Genomic DNA, 15,762 nt, shown 5'->3' on the forward strand with positions numbered 1-15,762 from the left:
TAAAATAGACTCAACTTTTCTTCGTTATATAAACTGAGGAAGAGCACAGCGCTATTTTTAAAGCGTATATAGAGTAAGAACGACCGTATACAAATATGTCAGGCGCAGAATTAATCGCCTAAAGCCCTTATTTTCATTGACGAACACAAACAGCGGAATATAAAAGAGATGACCCCGGGGTAATACTGGAGCCATCTGATTGCCGTATAGAGTTCGAGTTACTCAGTCCATAAAACTGGGCTCGTTTAAACGAAAAGGCCGTTCGTTTACCATTTTTGCCCGACATATTGAATCACAGCAGATTCGCCGTGATGGAGCGTGCCTTCTTCTCGCCAGACGACCGTCTCATGTAAGAGGAGCGGTACGAAATCGTCCTCTAGTTGGTGGAACATCTCTTCGGTGTAAAGAAGTGCGGCGTCGTTTGGTCCACCTGTCCCGTAAGCGAGTTGATGTGTAGCGTAGACTTCACTCAGAAACAAACCACCAGGTCGAAGCGTTTGTTGGATACCCGCAAACACTTTTTTTCTGACGTGTGGAAGGAAGTGGCCAAAGATACAGATGACCATGTCATACGCCTCGTTTGGCCAATCGGCTTCATTCAAATCGATTTGTTTCGTCTGAATGGATACGTTTCGTGACGTCGCCAAGCGCTTCGCTTTGGCGATCCCTGCTATAGAAGTGTCCCATATCTCGACTTCAAAGCCGAGCGTGGCGAGCCATACCGCGTTTCGACCTTCGCCCTCAGCGATGGCCAATACATGTTTTCTTTCAGGTTGATGAAACGTGACCCATTCGCGTAAAAATTCGTTTGGCTCGGTCCCATACACATACTCTTCCGAACTAAATCGTTTATCCCATTTCGACAAGCCATTCACTCCCTCGCTACGTTTCTTTCACTATAGCAAAACGAACGGACGACGGTGAAAATCCATCACGATTTTCTGGATTCATGCATAGTCCCGATGCGAGAGGGGAATAGATTTCTGAACTAATGGATAGAGTGGAGGCTAAGTGATGGAGAAAGTAGATGCGTCGTTGTGGATTCGTGTACGAAATACGCTTGGTGAAGGTCCGTGTTGGGATGCCGAGCTGAAGCGGTTTTATTGGGTAGATATCGAAGGCCATACATTGTGGTGGTATGATGAGCGAGAAGACGAAATCTCGTCGTTTGAAGTCGGGAAACAAGTCGGTTTCGTCATTCCAAAAGTGACGGATGGCGTTGTCCTCGGTTTGAAGGACGGCATTTATGAATGGGATGAGATTAATCGGGACTTGAAGAAGATTGTCGAGTTGGATGATCCGGACGGTCAATTGCGGTTCAATGACGGAAAAGCCGATCCATACGGTCGAATCTTCGCCGGAACGCTTCATCTCGAAGACAAAGAGAATCAAGCGACATTATATCGTGTCGATCGGGATGGTACGACGACGACACTCATGGATGAGCTCACACTTTCGAACGGGTTGACGTGGTCTCCTGACCATTCCGTTTTTTATCATATCGATACACCGACTGAAAAAATTTGGAAATATGATTTTGATTTGAAGTCAGGAACGCTCTCAAACGGAGAGGTCGTCATTGATTTTTCCGAGGAAGAAGGTTTTCCTGACGGGATGACGTCCGATTCTGAAGGCTGCCTATGGATTGCACATTTTGCTGGTGGACGAGTGTCACGTTGGGACCCGTCAACAGGTGTGAAACTATTGGAAGTGCATGTTCCTGCGCCGAATGTCACCTCATGCGCCTTTATCGGGGATGGGCTGAATCGATTAGCCATCACGACGGCTCGTGAAGGAATGGATGAAGAAGCGCTTGCCGAATATCCGGATGCAGGATCGGTATTTATCGTCGACACAGAAGTGAAAGGGATGCCATTGTATCGTTTCGGTCGCTGAGGAGGAAATACGATGGTGAAACGACTGTTGGTTCGAGCAGGTATTGGGTTCGCAATTGCAGCAGCAGTTAAGATGGGGATTCAAAAGATCCAAGAAAACCGAGCACGTGAAGAAGACCATTCGTACCTCGACCCGAAGTGGGATGAGGTGCCGAGCGTCGATGCAGACAAAGACGAGGATGAAGTCGGATTGACTCAACTCGACTCGATTTATCGGGCTGAATGGCAGGCGAACGCTTATCCGCGTTCAGAGGCAGAACGAAGAGCGTTGGAAGAATGATTATACTTTCTTCGAAAACACGTCCGTGTGGCGTGTTTTTTTGTTGACAAAAAGATGTTACCATTCCATTATATAAAAAGTAATCATTACGATTTAAATGGAGGATAAATCATGAAAAGAATTCCAATTACATTACTCTCGGGGTATCTTGGTAGCGGCAAGACGACGCTGCTTAACCACATCTTACATAACCGAGATCAAAAGAAATATGCCGTCATCGTGAACGATATGGGTGAACTGAATATCGATGAGAAGTTGATCGAGCAGGGAGGATTCTCCCGGACCGATGAAAAATTAGTCGAACTTTCGAACGGATGTATCTGTTGCACGCTTCGCGAAGATTTGTTGACAGCCGTCTATGATTTAACGAAAGATCGCGACCTCGATGGCATCATCATCGAGTCTTCTGGTATCTCTGAACCGATTCCCGTTGCACAGACGTTCACGTATGCTGACGACGCGCTCGGAATCGATTTGACGAAACGTGTCTATATCGATGCGATGGTCACCGTCGTTGATGCGTACCGCTTCTTCAAAGATTTCAATTCCGGTGAATCGCTTATGGAACGTCAACAAGCCGTCGATACAGGTGACGTACGTGAAGTCGTCGACCTTCTCGTCGACCAAGTCGAGTTTGCGGACATCATCGTATTGAACAAGGCGGACAGGGTATCTGAAGAAGAACTGCAGGAAATGAAGGGATTACTGAAAACGCTCAATCCGAGTGCTAAGTTGTTGACGTCGACCTACTCGAATGTGGTGTTAGACGACCTGCTTGACGTCCGGTTGTTCGATTTTGACCAAGCGATGCGCGCTGCAGGTTGGATTCAAGAACTCGAGTCGGAAGAACATACGCCGGAAACAGAAGAGTATGGCATCAGTTCGTTCGTTTACCGTCGGCGTCGACCATTCCATCCTGAGCGTTTGATGAATTGGATGGAACATTACCCTGAAGAAATCGTTCGTGCCAAAGGTTTCTTGTGGATTGCGACACGAAACGACCTTGCTTGTCTGTTTTCACAAGCTGGATATGCATCAACGCTCGAACATGCGGGGCGCTGGTTAGCGACACTTCCGCAGAGCGAACGAGAGGCTATGTTTGCAACAGAACCTGAACTGCGCGAAGACTACATCGAACCGTACGGAGACCGACAGAACGAGTTGGTCCTCATCGGTCAACGAATGGACCGGGAGACTGTCGAGCGTTCACTTGACGCATTTTTGTTGACGGATGAGGAGATGGAAACATCGTGGGATACGCTCCATGACCCGCTCCCTGGTACGGGTCAATACGTCACCTATTCAGATTGACCGTTTACAAAGCTTCGAAACATCGCTATACTGTGACTGCATAAGTAACCGCATATCAATGACTGCACTAGGGGTGCTTCGGCTGAGATGTGAGCATGGCTCCGATCCCTTATAACTCGATCCAGGTAATACTGGCGTGAGGAAGTGCGGCACTTTCTCTATGCAAGTTTGTATAGATTTTGTTGCTGCATTCTCATGAATGCGGCTTTTTTTATGCAAACACATTTAGAGGGGGAAAAAGAATGAATGAATCATGTGGTACGAGTCCGATTGTCGGGTTTCGATTCACACTAAGCCCGATGACAGACGATTTTGTCGGGACAATCAAAGGTGCACTAAAACGAACGGATCTGTCAGGTGTGTGGAGACATACGGATGACGTGTCGACGGTCATCCGTGGACGAGTCGAGCATGTGTTTGACGTCGCTCGAACGGTCTTGAGTCTTGCTTCCGAGGAAGGGAAGCACGTCTCGATGAGCGGAACATTCTCTGTCGGTTGTCCGGGAGATTCAACGGGAGATGAGGCTCTCGAGGCACCGAGCGAACCATCAAACGGTGCATCAAGAGACCAGTACGTGTCCTCGCAGTTCGCACTGTATCCGATGGGTGCTGACAATTACATGGAGCTTATCTATGAGGAAATCGAGCAAGCAAAACAGGCTGGTGTCTATAACGAGTCGATGCATTATGCATCAGGCGTCCATGGGAACTTAGATGACGTGTTCTCGTACTATGAGGCGGCTTTTAAGCGGGCGCGCGAAAAGAACCGACATGTTGTCATGACGGTGACGTTCAGCGTAAATAGTCCGTCACATGGAGGGCGACATGCTTAAATCGTGGAAATTGAAAGAAGTCGTCCTTGTCTCCGTATTATCTGTTGTCTTCGCGGTCGTCTATTTATTGTTCGTTCATATCGGTAACTTGTGGGCAGGGTTGATCGGACCCATCGCCTATGAATGGATCTTCGGTATCTGGTTCATCGTGTCAATCATCTCGGCGTACATCATCCGGAAGCCGGGTGCGGCCTTCATCTCGGAGGTGATGGCAGCGACGATTGAAATGTTGATTGGGAATGCAATCGGACCGCGCATCATCTTGGTCGGCATCGTCCAAGGTCTTGGGGCGGAAGCTGTCTTTGCGATGACAGGTTATCGTCGATATGAGCTTTGGGTTCTCATGCTAGCAGGATTTGGCTCGGCCGTCACGAGTTTCGTATACACTTACTTCATGAGCGGATTTGCGATGCTCGAACCAGAATATGTGGCGACGATGTTCGGGCTGAGAGCCGTCAGTGGGATGGTCATCGCTGGAATCGGTGGGAAGTTGCTCAGTGACCTATTGCTGAAGACAGGATCACTTCGCGGTTATGCGATTTCACGAAGTGGGAACGTCCATGGTTGAGACAGAGTCACTTCATTTTCGATTCCCAGAGAGTTCTGAGGCGATTCTTGAAGACGTGACCGTTTCAATCCGTCAAGGTCGTACGATTCTTAGTGGGGCGAGCGGGAGCGGGAAGTCGACACTTCTTGCGCTATTCAACCGTCTCTATCCGGAGAATTGTGACGGAATCCTTGATGGTAGACTCGAACTACTTGGACGATCATACGACGACTATGCACCTGGCGAGATCAATCAGCAGGTCGCAACGGTGTTTCAAGACCCGGATACGCAATTTGTCATGGAGCGGGTGGAAGAAGAACTGATTTTCACACTTGAGAACTTGTCGACACCTGTCTCAGACATCGAACAACGCGTGACGGAAATCCTCGAATCGTTACAGTTGAGTGATTATCGAAACCGCAAAATTGATTCGTTGTCAGGCGGACAGAAACAGCGGATCGCTGTCGCTTGCGCTTTAGTCGGAAGGCCTCAGTGGCTACTGCTCGATGAACCGTTGACGCATCTAGACCCAGTGACCGCGCAAGAATTTGTAAAATGGCTCGACAAAATGAAAGATCTGAATGTCATTGTCGTCGAGCATCGTCCTCATCTATGGGGAGATTACTTTGACTGGCATATTGAGTTAGAGCGAGGGTGTGTCGTTAGGAATGAATCATTCCGTCCGGTCGAGGATTTTGCATTTGTGAAGTCGAACGCGTCACTCTCAGCTATTCAACGCTACAAGGTTAATGAGGTCAGACGTGATTCGTTTCAGCTCAACGAGACGGTGCTCCACGTCCGAGCTGGAGAAGTGATTGCCGTTCTCGGACCGAATGGGAGCGGGAAGTCGACATTTTTAAGAAGCATAACCGAACACGATCATCGGGTCGGACTCGTGCCACAATCACCAGAACATCTATTTTTTATGAACTCCGTTGAGCGAGAGTTGCAGTTTGGTCACGAAACATCAATTGAGACCGTGTTATCTGACATGGAGCTTCATAATCAGAGATTCCTCCATCCGTTATCCCTTAGCCATGGTCAAAAACGGAGGCTCGCAGTTGGAATTCAGTCGCTATCAAATAAGCAATTGCTTGCATTCGATGAACCGACTGCAGGTCAGGACGAAGTGTCACTCCATGCACTCGAGGCGCTGATGAAGCGGCATGCGGAACAAGGGCAGACTATCCTGTTCGTAACCCATGACCTATCGTTCGCCAATATCGCCAATACGTTCTATTTGATGAAGGATGGGGAGCTTTCGGGACCGTTCGGGGATGAACTATGGCAGAACACAGAGATGCTCCTTGATTATCGATTGCAAGGGAGGGGAGAACGATGTCACTCCATGACATGAATCCGACGGTTAAGTTTGTGACATTGACGCTCATCATGTTCGGTCTGGCACTGTTTTACAACCCATGGACCCCGCTTGTCATCATTGTCGGTACGCTACTGATTCAGCTGGTGGCGACAGACGTATCGTGGAAAAGATGGGGGCTGTTCTTAATCCCATTTCTCATCACGGCGCTCGGTACGTTTTGGACGACGCTCGTGTTTGGGAAAAATCTTGTGGGAGAGACATGGATGACCATACTCGGTCAGGACATCACAGTTGAAGAGAGACGTGTTGCCGTTGCCCTTAGTCTTCGCGTCCTGGCGTTCACGGTCCTCTCCCTTCTTTTCATGATGACAACGGATTCAAAGCGATTCGTTATGAGTTTGATGCAACAGGCGAAGTTATCGCCAACAATCGCCTATAGTGCCATTGTCGGGTTCCGTTTCATCCCTTTGTTGCAGCGTGAGCTACAGCAACTCCACTATGCACATCAGTTACGAGGAATTTCGCTCAACACGAAATGGGAACGCCTTCGGCACGTTCCGAAATTACTGTTGCCACTCCTTGCAGGTTCGATCCGACGGGCAGAACGCATCGCCTTTTCGATGGAAGCGAGAGGGTTCACGAGTGGAAAACGAACGATTTATGACAAGGTTGAGGTCAAATCAAGTGATTTTGTTTGGTCAGGTGTATTATTCGCGTTATTTGGAATCGCCATCTGGGCGGGCATATAAAAAGGAAGGTGACTCACATGGAGTCATCTTCCTTCTTCGTTTCCTTCACAATCCGAAACTTTGGTTTTACCGATTCATTGTTGAACGCCTCGAGTACCGTGTTCTCGTTGGCCATACGAATCTGTTGCGGTTCACCTTTAGCGGTCGTACCGATACAGTACATATTCGACTCGTAATCGGCAAAGAGCGATTTATAGGATGTCGCATGGTGCATCAATCGACCAGGCGAGCCCCAACCGACGATGATCATCCCGCCGCTCGCCTCCACCTCTTGTAACGTCTCTTCGACATAGTGATAATTCGTCTCGTCGAGCTGTGATTCCACATAGGGAAGATTATCATTGATGGCAAGTGTTGGCACGAGACTGATGACACGCATCTCCCGAATCGGTTGCGACAAATGATTTTGCATCAACATATAAGCACGTTGCGTTGTCGTACCTGATAAAAAGGCATCGCTCATGCGCGGTGAATAGATGATGACGGCACAAATCACTCCATCCTCGACATCCGTAAACTCATACGTTCGCAAATAACGTTTCGTTTTGTCTTCGTTGAAAATCGATTTTACGCGGATGGTTACTTCTTCTATATGCGTATTCATTTCCATTCCTCACTTTTTCATGTAAGCATCAGCCGAGTGTCTTAAACCACTCGACGTATCGAATCGTATAATAGGCGACATGTTGGCTGAAGGTGTCCCGTTCATCCGGGATGACCGTCACACTTGATTCATAATTCTCATAGTATGTCATGACATCAGTGACATACTGCTCACTTCGATTGTACTCGAAGATGGCGTTCCGTATCGATGTGACTGAATCCGTCTTTTTCCCGCCGTGTTCACTTAAATAATACGCCGCCGTATGGGCAGAATCAACAAGACTATGCGGGTCTGCCTTGCCATCGCCATTTCCGTCACGCCCGAGACCTCCGTATTGATCGATTAAAGCCAGATCTGTCAGATCGACTTCGTCTTCTGGAACATCGCCTTTTTGATCATCCGTATCATATTCCCAACCTAGCCAAGTGCGAGGCATAAATTGAAATGGTCCGATTGCGCCAACAGAGGAGCGCATCGAAGAACTGTGTGAGAAGATCGTCTCGACGCGATGTACAGCAGCAAGCAGACGCCAATCCACGTCATATGCCTCCGCGGCGTCCTGATACACAGAGAGATTAGCGTTCGGTACACCGTGCTCGCCATAATAGGTTCGATACAATCCATTGTTTACTTTATCATGTTGACCGAGCCAGCCAATTGCCCCGAGCAAAAGCACGAGTACAATGATGAAACCGGTCAGTCGCAGCATCATACGTTTCAAGATACCGCCTCCTAGCTTTTAGACAATACCCGAATAGTGTAGCATATAGCTAAGAGGAAGGACAGGAGTGGATATGGATGCTCGAACGATTGATTTTTACAGCCGTTATTGGGTATATGTTGGTCGTCCAAATCTTTAACGCAAAACTGATTCGTCCATTGATTGAGACGAAAGGACGGACGTGGGTATACGACCAAACCGTTAAATCAGCATGGGGACTGACCTTATTGATTGTAGCTCTCATTTTTTTATTTCAAGTACCGCCATCGAAAATAGGTTTGACATTTTCGCCAGAACCAGGCAACGAACAGGCGTGGCAAGTCTTTTTCCTATCATGTATTCTCGTCACAGTGACACTCGTTTTTTATTTGTTAGTCAAGACCTCATCCCGACTACGAGGTGTCCTACGTCCTTACTATGAGCTTGATTTAGAAAAGCTTCTCCTGCCTAGAACGAAGAAAGAGGAACAGGAGTGGAGTGCCGTCTCGGTCACAGCAGGTGTGACTGAAGAGTTCATCTTTAGAGGCGTTCTACTTTATACGATCACACTCTATATCGATGGGTCGAACATCACTCTTGCACTTATTGGTGGAGCACTCTTTGGCATCGCGCATGCCTATCAAGGCGTCAAAGGAATCTTGACGACGGGCATTGTCGGTTTCGGTCTCGGTCTACTATATTTAGGTATGGGTGTCTTATGGCCGGTCATGGTCTTGCATGTACTGCTTGACTTGATTGCTGGACCAATCCATGTCGGTGCAAAAAGCGATTGACTGCGTCTTCATATGCAGGGGCGTCCTTGATCATACAATCTGTGTGTTCTGCTCCGTCAATCAAGAGCAAATCGTTTTGGCGGTTCAACGCGTTCATCTCGACTGACATCCACGTCGGGACAAAATCATCTTTTGAGCCGTGTACGAATAAGATTGGGGTCGTCGTTTCAGTGACGGCCTTTTTTGGTTGTACTTGCTTCATGGTGAACCCGGCACGAGACCATAAGAAATAATTGATTCCGGGAAGGAAGAACTCTGCCGGTATCCGATGCAATTCTTTCAATTGGTATCGCATCAATTGCCCCATATCGTCAAACGGACATTCTGCGATGACAAAATCGACGTCTGTGAGCGGAGTCGTTTGAAGGACCGTCGCTGCACCCATCGAGACTCCGTGAAGACCGATTTGTTCGACCGTTTCATTCGTTTTCAACCATTCGACCCAATCAATCATATCAATTTTTTCATGATATCCATAAGAGGCATAAACGCCTTCGGATTCCCCATGTGACCTTAAGTCGACAGCAAGCATGTTATATCCGAGACGATGGAACATGGCGAGATGAGGCGCCATGAAGCTATGTGAAGCGGTATAACCATGTACAAACACAATCCATTTCGTCGAGGCGTCATTCCGATAAATTCGACCATAGAGTCGAAAATCGTCCCTCGACTGAATGGAGACTTGTTCAAATGGGACATCATGATAGAAAGCACGGTCCTCTTCCGTGTATGGAGCAAGTAACATCTCCGGTGTTTTCCGTTTCCCTCGAGTCATCCGTTTGAAAGCATAGTAGCTGATTGCGTAATAACCAGTGAAAAGTGAAGCTAATCCGATTTGCCATTTTCGTTGCATATGATCGACTCCTTTCAACGTAATTGTACCCGAAACGAAGAGAAATCGTTCTGTTTTTTGACGTAAGTTGGGCTCTTACGTGCCATAACCTCAAAGTTTATATGACGATACTCTTCTCGCATCACATAAGGATACACGCTATGATCGATAAACAATCTATAAAGGGGATCGGAACAGTTATGGAACGAGTGGATAGCTATCGAATGATTCAATGTGTGCTGAGTAATCCAAATGGAACGCTCGAAAGCGGTGTGACCTTTAGATGGACATGTGACGGCGACGAACGAATCGTCGGTCTCGTGTTCGATTTGTTGCTCGATCGTTATTTTCTACATAAAAAAACGAGCCTACACACCGAGGCTCAGGAAATCGCAAGATCGACGGGATGCCGACCAGAAGAGGTTGTCCGTGCGTTTGCCTGTCTCTCGGGTATACGACTCGAATCAAATCATATTGTGGAGCGGTTCATGGTCATTGAAGGTGCCGACATCTCGCAACAGGGAGAAATCGGGGTCACCGTACGTTTCGGTGGCTGGCTCACGCATCAGCTTCATCAAATCTGTCAACGTGAACCGATGTTTAGCTATTAACCTCAGTCAATGTGCCATCGATGACACGCAGTACACGATCACATACATCGAGCATACGTTCATCGTGCGTGATGACGACGACGCTTCGTCCTTCACGATGTGCTTGTTGTGAAAGCAACTCCATCACACGCCGTCCGTTCTCGTAATCTAGACTCGCCGTCGGTTCATCCGCCAAAATGAGTTGTGGCGAATTAATCAAGGCTCTAGCGACGGCGACGCGTTGTTTTTCTCCTCCAGAGAGTGTCGTCGGGAGATGATGTAATCGATGTTCTAATCCAAGCTTCACTAGCAGCTGTTTTGCGTCGGTATCTTTGTTTTCTTGAATGAGCTCGAGCTGTTCAAGCACTGTCAGATAAGGGATCAAATGTGCTTGCTGAAATACAAACCCGACTTCATGTAGTCGGAGAAGCCGTCGTTTTTCCTCGTCCAAATCAAACACATCTTGTTCATTCATGGAGAATGTTCCTTGATCTGGTTTTCGGAGTAGACCGAGAATATATAACAACGTACTCTTCCCGCTCCCACTTGGACCGACGATAGCGATGCATTCTCCAGGGGATACGTGTAAATTGATATCGTTCAGAACGAGTTGACCATCGAATTGATGAGATATATGTTCTAGTCTCATGATGCTTTCCCTCCTATAATTTCAATCGCATCGATTTGGCGAAGCTTCCAGAGCGGAAGGAATGCACCAAGAATCGATAAGATGATGAACATGGAACCAAATAGTGAAACGTGACCGATGTCGACGATAAACGGCATCGACGATGGAATCACGGCATCAGCGATATACATCATCCCGATGGACGCCGCGACAGCGGATGATACGATGACGATGACTTGGAAGAGCAATGCCTGTCCGATGATTCGTGGGGAGAGACCGATTGCTTTCAAAATACCGAGTTCCGGTAGCTTTTGTAAGGTGAACAGATAAAAGAATGCGGTCAAAATAAAGGTTCCAATCACCAGTAAGAATGCCCGCATCATCGTAAATGTGCTCTGCTCGGCGCTATAACCGGGAACAGATTCGATGATTTCCTGTTGACTCATTGTGAGTGTATCGGATGCCGTAGCGTTTGCTCCAATCTCGGCAGATACATATGGACGTTGTTCGGAGTAACGTAAATAATCGAACCACGTTTCATTCGTCGTATAGAGGACGGGCCCATGGCTGTATCTTCCAAGGGCCTCACCAGCGATTATAAAGTCATACGCTGACACGAAGTCGGTCAGCGTATCGCCAATCTTTACGTTCTCCGAAAGGCTCGAATCGAAGACCACTTCACCTTTTCGTAGACCTTCGACTGGTCCAATCTTGGACCCGCTAGGAAGTGCGAAGAGGGTCACCTCTTCTTTCTTTCCATCAATTGTGACCGTGAGCGGGCGGACACTCATCGTTTCAGTTGAAGCATCAGTTGGGACGTCCAAGAAGGAACGCGTCAACTGACCATCTGAATCTTTGTCCAGTCTATATGTTGAAACGTTCAATTCGTGTAAGGCAGAACCGTTGTCATATGCTAGTCCGTCGGCAAGCCCCGTGATCAAGGTCGTTAACATGACGATCATGAGGGTGATCACGAACAGCATCGAAAACTTTCGTTTTTGTCGCCACATCTCTTTCCATCCTAATTGCATAAAAAAAACCTCCTTCATGTTCTATGAAGGAAGTGTAATCGTTCAATATGAACGGAATATGAACAATGTCAAAAATGAAGGTGGAACGTCGTCCCGATTCCTTTAGTCGATTCAAGGGTGATTTGTCCACCGTGCAAGGCGATGATATCTGATGTGATGGCGAGCCCTAACCCGGTTCCCTGAGTCGTTCGTGCGGCATCACCTCTGAAAAATCGGTCAAATACATGACGTTTCGTTTCCTCATCCATTCCGATTCCTTCATCGATAAAGGAGACGCATATCCGAGGATTGACGGTGCATGTGATTCGGATCGTCCCACCATCGTTTGAGGCATGGATGGCATTGACTAGTACATTGTTCCACACTTGTGCGAGGAGGACGGGGTCACTCTTCAATTCGACATCAGACGGGATGTCGGTCATGACGGCAATCCCTTTTTGATTGAGCAAAAAGGCGTTCATCTGTATGACCTCTGAGATAGACTGTAACACGTTCACATCCGACGCAAGGGTCGGTGGATGTTCATCTAAACGAGATAACAGTAAGAGTTGTTTGGTCAATTGAGATAAACGTCTCGTTTCTTGTTCGATGACGCGTGCATATTCTTTCGATACACCGTCGGTACCTTCAGCCAACTTTTCCGCATAGCCGACGAGTGACGTCAAAGGTGACTGAAACTCATGAGAGACGTTCGAGACGAATCGACGTTGTCGTGCTTCGGTCTGCTTGATCACATTCGTCATCTCTTGGAACTGTCTCGCTAACGTTCCGATTTCATCTTTTCGTTCAATAGGCAGATGTTTCGGCTCTAGTCTCATGGCCACGTCAGTCGTCGCGGTTGTGAGCGTTTTTAACGGTCGAACGAGCGAACGAGTCGACATCGCAATCAAGCTGAACGCGAGAATGGTTACGAGTGCGAAGAACATGCCTACAAAAAGGTGAAGCTCTCGGATTTGGGCACTCAGGTCAGGTCGAATGAAGACGACATCTCCGTTGTCGAGTGTCCATCCGTACGTATTCGTCAATTCATTATCAAATAGCCCTAAAAGGAACAGGTGAAATGGGAAATCACGCATTCCTTGATAAGGTGTGCCTGAACGGACAGATGAAATCACATCGTCAGGAATCGATTCATCTCTAAACGAACCACCATAGCGCGATCGTGTATTTGTCGAATCAATCACAACCAATTGGTAACCTGTCGCAGCCAAAAACGAATAAAATGCATCTTCGTCTGCATCGGTATGCTCCGAGAAATAGGTCGACGCCTGTTTTGCGATTGTCTCAGTCTTCTCACTATAGGAAGGTTGCCACCACGTATAGTAAGCGACATTACTGATTAATAACGAAATGGCTCCAGAAATAAGCAGAATAAAAAACATGGTGAGAATGATTCGAGTATATAATGTCTTCATTTCAATACCTCTAGTGAATATCCGACACCGCGCACTGTCCGAATCGAGAGTGCGGGGTGGTCGAACCTGTGACGAAGTCGTTTGATGTGCACATCGACCGTTCGTTCATCTCCTTCGAAATCAAAACCCCATACGAGTTCAATCAATTCTTCGCGACGATATACCCTGCCTGGGAATGAAGCGAGCTGAAACAATAGTTCAAACTCTTTTTTGGGAAGGTAGAACAATTGGTCGTCGAGCTTCACTTCATATTCGGTTAAATCCAACTGTAGCGGTCCTGCTTGAATACGCGAAGCAGATGAGCGGTTATATCGCCGTGAAACGGCTTGTAATCGGAATAGTAATTCTTCCGGGATGAAAGGTTTTGTCATATAGTCATCTGCCCCGTGCTCAAACCCTTGACGTTTATCTTCCCATTCGCCAAGTGCCGTCAATAAGATGACCGGAATATCAAGTTCCGTTTTCAGGCGGCGACACAATTCCCGACCATCTATACCCGGTAACATAATGTCGATAATCGCTGCATCAATCGGCTGAGTCCTATATAGCTGCTCGCCTGACTTCCCGTCTGTTGCAATGAAAACATCGTGACCTGCATCTTCAAACGTCTCTTTCACAAGACGTAAAATTGAAGGGTCATCTTCCACGATGAGTAAACGCATGTCAATCGTTCCTTTCTATAAAACTTACACGCGAAACGAGGTGACCCATACGAAGTCACCTCGAGTCGAATCAGTTCAATTGTTTCGTCATTTCCTCGTGCAAGGCGCGAAGCGCACGGATAAATGCATCTTTGAAGTACTTATCTTCTTGTGTCTCTAATGTCTGAATCGCTTTTTGATCGCCCGTTGATGCTTTTAAGAGCAAATTCACGACTGTTCCCCATCGTTTGACGTGTTCTGGTCTTGGATGATTAAGGGCGGTTGTCAACGTAAACCAATACGGTTGATCGCGACGTTGAAGGGTGGCAATCATTTGTTTTGCAAGTAGAGCCTCTTCTTCGGAAGGAAGGGTCGCCGTCGCGAACCATCCGAGTAATGAGGCACTCATCGATTCGAGTTCTTGCTTCATCGACTGTTCCATCGGCAAACGTCCGAAATCCGTGACGTTGACAAACACTAAGCGGTCTTTTGGATCGATATGAGTTACCCATCCCGTGACCGATTTCATTTTGTCCCGTTCTTTAGATTGTGCCTTACATGTATACCCTTGTTGTTTTCCGATATAAATACGGAACTGCCCCCGGTCGACATGTTTGTCCACTTTGAACTCAATGTCTTGTCCGACTTGAAACGGTTGGTTCCGCTTATTTAGCGTCTGTCCTTTTTTCAACTCAGGTCGTTTCGAGATGTGACGCAGCGCTTCTTGTTCGGTGCGGTCATCCAACGTCCAAAGGTTGTGGGGCGTCACATTTTTGAAACGATGGCGTCGAACATAAATATATTGGTCAAGCGCGTCAATCGCGTCAGCGGCAGGTAGTGTACCATTCAAATAGTCATCAGCGATGTCTCGTAACGTGAGTGATTCGAGACGGTCGATATATCCTGCGTATGGAATCGTCTCGACGACATATAAAGCGGTCGCAATCAATTCACTTTCACGAGGGGTCAACGGTCGTTTGGCCATGGTGCACTTCCTCTCTAGATTCATACGAATAGTATATCAAAAACCATGCAATCGTTGCGAATTCAACTGAGATTTGGAAAAACATACGGAATGGACAGGATTTCCACATCCCATCACGAATAGTAACGTGTAGAGAATCGGATGAAGGAATGAAAAGTGAGGTGAGACAATGAAGCTCTCCATCGAACCTGGTGATTATGTTGTCTTGATTGAAATCAATAAAGAAGTATTAAAATGTGTCTCCCTCGAAGAAGCGGATCAGGCAGACCGGATCAGATACGAACTAGTCGGACGGATGAGTGAACGGTTACCAGCTGAAGTCATCGTCCCGTCCATCATCGACTACATTCGCTTTGGAAGTGGATATATCGGGGATCGTATCGTCTGGGATGCAGAAACAGAGTCTTTTTTTTGTCAGCAATTTGAGACAATCGACGGCTCTCCGCTCGGAGAAGATTTAGAAGGATTTCGTCCCGACCCAAGTCGAGTTGAACTGGCGCGGTATTATACGTATTTGACCATCGGACGAATTGTCGAATATGAGATGTTACATCCTGATGAACCAAGCTATTGGTAAACTTGGCGACAACTTTTTATTCA

General features: G+C 47.3%; 19 protein-coding genes and 1 riboswitch. Of the genes, 10 read left to right on the top strand and 9 right to left on the bottom strand.

Annotated features, from left to right (window positions below):
• Positions 1 to 266: 266 nt before the first annotated feature.
• The gene (locus KNP62_RS02705) at positions 267 to 866 is read right to left on the bottom strand and encodes a class I SAM-dependent methyltransferase (protein WP_214782788.1); all 600 of its coding nucleotides are present in this window, start codon (positions 864 to 866) and stop codon (positions 267 to 269) included.
• A gap of 148 nt (positions 867 to 1,014) precedes the next feature.
• On the opposite strand from KNP62_RS02705, the gene KNP62_RS02710 reads away from it, so the two are divergent.
• The 7 genes from KNP62_RS02710 (at position 1,015) to KNP62_RS02740 (ending at position 6,939) form a co-directional block, all read left to right on the top strand.
• A complete protein-coding gene (locus tag KNP62_RS02710; protein ID WP_074034353.1) occupies positions 1,015 to 1,896 on the top strand; it encodes an SMP-30/gluconolactonase/LRE family protein in 882 nt (293 codons plus the stop codon).
• A 12-nt stretch (positions 1,897 to 1,908) separates the two neighbouring features.
• A complete protein-coding gene (locus KNP62_RS02715) occupies positions 1,909 to 2,175 on the top strand; it encodes a hypothetical protein (RefSeq protein WP_214782791.1) in 267 nt (88 codons plus the stop codon).
• 111 nt (positions 2,176 to 2,286) lie between these two features.
• Positions 2,287 to 3,486: a GTP-binding protein gene (locus KNP62_RS02720; protein ID WP_214782794.1), complete on the top strand. Its 1,200-nt coding sequence runs from the start codon at positions 2,287 to 2,289 to the stop codon at positions 3,484 to 3,486.
• Positions 3,487 to 3,545: 59 nt separating this feature from the next.
• A riboswitch (TPP riboswitch) is annotated at positions 3,546 to 3,646 on the top strand.
• 82 nt (positions 3,647 to 3,728) lie between these two features.
• Entirely contained in the window at positions 3,729 to 4,319 is a 591-nt protein-coding gene (locus KNP62_RS02725; protein ID WP_214782797.1) for a Ykof family thiamine-binding protein, read from the top strand.
• Positions 4,312 to 4,887: an ECF transporter S component gene (locus KNP62_RS02730; protein ID WP_214782800.1), complete on the top strand. Its 576-nt coding sequence runs from the start codon at positions 4,312 to 4,314 to the stop codon at positions 4,885 to 4,887. The genes KNP62_RS02725 and KNP62_RS02730 overlap by 8 nt, the downstream gene beginning before the upstream one ends.
• A complete protein-coding gene (locus tag KNP62_RS02735) occupies positions 4,880 to 6,223 on the top strand; it encodes an ABC transporter ATP-binding protein (RefSeq protein ID WP_214782805.1) in 1,344 nt (447 codons plus the stop codon). Before KNP62_RS02730 ends, KNP62_RS02735 begins: the two co-directional genes overlap by 8 nt.
• Positions 6,205 to 6,939: an energy-coupling factor transporter transmembrane component T family protein gene (locus tag KNP62_RS02740; RefSeq protein WP_214782808.1), complete on the top strand. Its 735-nt coding sequence runs from the start codon at positions 6,205 to 6,207 to the stop codon at positions 6,937 to 6,939. The genes KNP62_RS02735 and KNP62_RS02740 overlap by 19 nt, the downstream gene beginning before the upstream one ends.
• Positions 6,940 to 6,952: 13 nt before the next feature.
• Here the strand turns inward: KNP62_RS02740 and KNP62_RS02745 are convergent, their stop codons facing one another.
• Complete coding sequence (locus KNP62_RS02745) at positions 6,953 to 7,543, bottom strand: DUF1643 domain-containing protein (protein ID WP_074035263.1); 591 nt, start codon at positions 7,541 to 7,543, stop codon at positions 6,953 to 6,955.
• A 28-nt stretch (positions 7,544 to 7,571) separates the two neighbouring features.
• Positions 7,572 to 8,255 carry a lytic transglycosylase domain-containing protein gene (locus tag KNP62_RS02750; RefSeq protein WP_251125600.1) on the bottom strand — a complete coding sequence of 228 codons (684 nt, stop codon included), beginning with the start codon at positions 8,253 to 8,255 and terminating at the stop codon, positions 7,572 to 7,574.
• An 86-nt stretch (positions 8,256 to 8,341) separates the two neighbouring features.
• Between KNP62_RS02750 and KNP62_RS02755 the strand changes: the two genes are divergently transcribed.
• The gene (locus tag KNP62_RS02755; RefSeq protein WP_214782815.1) at positions 8,342 to 9,037 is read left to right on the top strand and encodes a CPBP family intramembrane glutamic endopeptidase; all 696 of its coding nucleotides are present in this window, start codon (positions 8,342 to 8,344) and stop codon (positions 9,035 to 9,037) included.
• On the opposite strand, the gene KNP62_RS02760 is transcribed toward KNP62_RS02755, so the two are convergent.
• Positions 8,970 to 9,893 carry an alpha/beta hydrolase gene (locus KNP62_RS02760; RefSeq protein WP_214782818.1) on the bottom strand — a complete coding sequence of 308 codons (924 nt, stop codon included), beginning with the start codon at positions 9,891 to 9,893 and terminating at the stop codon, positions 8,970 to 8,972. The two genes, KNP62_RS02755 and KNP62_RS02760, sit on opposite strands and share 68 nt — an antisense overlap.
• 179 nt (positions 9,894 to 10,072) lie before the next feature.
• On the opposite strand from KNP62_RS02760, the gene KNP62_RS02765 reads away from it, so the two are divergent.
• Complete coding sequence (locus tag KNP62_RS02765) at positions 10,073 to 10,483, top strand: hypothetical protein (protein WP_214782821.1); 411 nt, start codon at positions 10,073 to 10,075, stop codon at positions 10,481 to 10,483.
• Here KNP62_RS02765 and KNP62_RS02770 read toward each other — a convergent pair.
• The 5 genes from KNP62_RS02770 to KNP62_RS02790 all read right to left on the bottom strand — a co-directional run bounded on the left by KNP62_RS02770 (position 10,473) and on the right by KNP62_RS02790 (position 15,162).
• Positions 10,473 to 11,111 carry an ABC transporter ATP-binding protein gene (locus KNP62_RS02770; RefSeq protein ID WP_214782824.1) on the bottom strand — a complete coding sequence of 213 codons (639 nt, stop codon included), beginning with the start codon at positions 11,109 to 11,111 and terminating at the stop codon, positions 10,473 to 10,475. The two genes, KNP62_RS02765 and KNP62_RS02770, sit on opposite strands and share 11 nt — an antisense overlap.
• On the bottom strand, positions 11,108 to 12,121 hold the full coding sequence (locus tag KNP62_RS02775) for an ABC transporter permease (RefSeq protein WP_214782827.1): 1,014 nt from the start codon (positions 12,119 to 12,121) through the stop codon (positions 11,108 to 11,110). The genes KNP62_RS02770 and KNP62_RS02775 overlap by 4 nt, the downstream gene beginning before the upstream one ends.
• A gap of 68 nt (positions 12,122 to 12,189) precedes the next feature.
• Positions 12,190 to 13,536 carry a sensor histidine kinase gene (locus KNP62_RS02780; RefSeq protein ID WP_214782830.1) on the bottom strand — a complete coding sequence of 449 codons (1,347 nt, stop codon included), beginning with the start codon at positions 13,534 to 13,536 and terminating at the stop codon, positions 12,190 to 12,192.
• Positions 13,533 to 14,198: a response regulator transcription factor gene (locus KNP62_RS02785; RefSeq protein WP_214782833.1), complete on the bottom strand. Its 666-nt coding sequence runs from the start codon at positions 14,196 to 14,198 to the stop codon at positions 13,533 to 13,535. The genes KNP62_RS02780 and KNP62_RS02785 overlap by 4 nt, the downstream gene beginning before the upstream one ends.
• 70 nt (positions 14,199 to 14,268) lie before the next feature.
• Positions 14,269 to 15,162, bottom strand: coding sequence for a hypothetical protein (locus KNP62_RS02790; RefSeq protein WP_214782836.1), 894 nt, complete (start codon positions 15,160 to 15,162; stop codon positions 14,269 to 14,271).
• Positions 15,163 to 15,331: 169 nt separating this feature from the next.
• On the opposite strand from KNP62_RS02790, the gene KNP62_RS02795 reads away from it, so the two are divergent.
• Positions 15,332 to 15,739, top strand: a complete 408-nt coding sequence (locus KNP62_RS02795; protein WP_214782839.1) for a type III PLP-dependent enzyme domain-containing protein — start codon at positions 15,332 to 15,334, stop codon at positions 15,737 to 15,739.
• Positions 15,740 to 15,762: the final 23 nt, after the last annotated feature.

Origin of the sequence: Exiguobacterium sp. s183 (assembly GCF_018617655.1) — a bacterium.
Taxonomy (GTDB): Bacteria; Bacillota; Bacilli; order Exiguobacteriales; family Exiguobacteriaceae; genus Exiguobacterium; species Exiguobacterium aestuarii_A.

Bases quoted from the DNA above. Each gene is read 5' to 3' on its own strand.
- KNP62_RS02755 (WP_214782815.1), top strand. From the start codon at position 8,342: ATGCTCGAACGATTGATTTTTACAGCCGTTATTGGGTATATGTTGGTC.
- KNP62_RS02740 (WP_214782808.1), top strand. From the start codon at position 6,205: ATGTCACTCCATGACATGAATCCGACGGTTAAGTTTGTGACATTGACG.
- KNP62_RS02765 (WP_214782821.1), top strand. From the start codon at position 10,073: ATGGAACGAGTGGATAGCTATCGAATGATTCAATGTGTGCTGAGTAAT.
- KNP62_RS02785 (WP_214782833.1), bottom strand. From the start codon at position 14,198: ATGCGTTTACTCATCGTGGAAGATGACCCTTCAATTTTACGTCTTGTG.
- KNP62_RS02795 (WP_214782839.1), top strand. From the start codon at position 15,332: ATGAAGCTCTCCATCGAACCTGGTGATTATGTTGTCTTGATTGAAATC.
- KNP62_RS02730 (WP_214782800.1), top strand. From the start codon at position 4,312: ATGCTTAAATCGTGGAAATTGAAAGAAGTCGTCCTTGTCTCCGTATTA.
- KNP62_RS02710 (WP_074034353.1), top strand. From the start codon at position 1,015: ATGGAGAAAGTAGATGCGTCGTTGTGGATTCGTGTACGAAATACGCTT.
- KNP62_RS02725 (WP_214782797.1), top strand. From the start codon at position 3,729: ATGAATGAATCATGTGGTACGAGTCCGATTGTCGGGTTTCGATTCACA.
- KNP62_RS02720 (WP_214782794.1), top strand. From the start codon at position 2,287: ATGAAAAGAATTCCAATTACATTACTCTCGGGGTATCTTGGTAGCGGC.
- KNP62_RS02745 (WP_074035263.1), bottom strand. From the start codon at position 7,543: ATGAATACGCATATAGAAGAAGTAACCATCCGCGTAAAATCGATTTTC.
- KNP62_RS02780 (WP_214782830.1), bottom strand. From the start codon at position 13,536: ATGAAGACATTATATACTCGAATCATTCTCACCATGTTTTTTATTCTG.
- KNP62_RS02790 (WP_214782836.1), bottom strand. From the start codon at position 15,162: ATGGCCAAACGACCGTTGACCCCTCGTGAAAGTGAATTGATTGCGACC.
- KNP62_RS02735 (WP_214782805.1), top strand. From the start codon at position 4,880: ATGGTTGAGACAGAGTCACTTCATTTTCGATTCCCAGAGAGTTCTGAG.
- KNP62_RS02760 (WP_214782818.1), bottom strand. From the start codon at position 9,893: ATGCAACGAAAATGGCAAATCGGATTAGCTTCACTTTTCACTGGTTAT.
- KNP62_RS02770 (WP_214782824.1), bottom strand. From the start codon at position 11,111: ATGAGACTAGAACATATATCTCATCAATTCGATGGTCAACTCGTTCTG.
- KNP62_RS02775 (WP_214782827.1), bottom strand. From the start codon at position 12,121: ATGCAATTAGGATGGAAAGAGATGTGGCGACAAAAACGAAAGTTTTCG.
- KNP62_RS02750 (WP_251125600.1), bottom strand. From the start codon at position 8,255: ATGATGCTGCGACTGACCGGTTTCATCATTGTACTCGTGCTTTTGCTC.
- KNP62_RS02715 (WP_214782791.1), top strand. From the start codon at position 1,909: ATGGTGAAACGACTGTTGGTTCGAGCAGGTATTGGGTTCGCAATTGCA.